Annotated in this window: 1 protein-coding gene; it reads right to left on the reverse strand. The window is 65.7% G+C overall.

Translation table 11 applies throughout. The features are described from left to right. Positions 1-106: 106 nt before the first annotated feature. The coding region (locus J6500_RS31610; RefSeq protein WP_225716596.1) for a glycogen/starch/alpha-glucan phosphorylase at positions 107-644 on the reverse strand (538 nt) is incomplete at its 5' end.

A 644-nucleotide genomic window follows, 5' to 3' on the forward strand; every position in this document is an offset into this window, starting at 1 on the left:
TGATGGATTGCTTCGCTTTGCTCGCAATGACGCTCGACATACAATATCGCGAGCGACAGCGCCGAATTCAATGACGCCAGGCGTCATTGATTTCCGCGCCCCGGGATTATCCCTTCGCCTCGCGCTGCGAGCCGATCTGCGGCGATGCGCTCGGGTGCACCGGCACGTGCCAGATGTCCTCGGCATATTCGCGGATGGTGCGGTCGGAGGAGAACCAGGCCATCCGCGCGACGTTGAGGATCGAGGCGCGGGTCCAGGCCGGGATCACCTGCCAGCGCGCGTCGATGCCGCGCTGCGCGTCGTAATAGGAATCGAAATCGGCCGAGACCATGTAATGGTCGAGATAGCGCAGCGCGTGGCCGATGGAGGCGAAGCGGGCGGGATCGCCGGGCGAGAACTCGCCGCTTTCGATGGCGCGGATCGCGCGCTCCAGCCGCGGCGATTTGCGGATGACGTCGCTGGCATCCAGCCCCTGCTTGCGGCGGACCATGACGTCGCCGGCCTCGAGGCCGAAGATCGCGATGTTCTCGGGGCCGACGGCATCGCGGATTTCGATATTGGCGCCGTCGAGCGTGCCGATGGTCAGCGCGCCGTTGAGCGCGAGCTTCATATTACCGGTGCCGGAGGCCTCCATGCCGGCGGTC

Origin of the sequence: Bradyrhizobium semiaridum, from assembly GCF_020329505.1 — a bacterium.
Lineage (GTDB): Bacteria > Pseudomonadota > Alphaproteobacteria > Rhizobiales > Xanthobacteraceae > Bradyrhizobium > Bradyrhizobium semiaridum.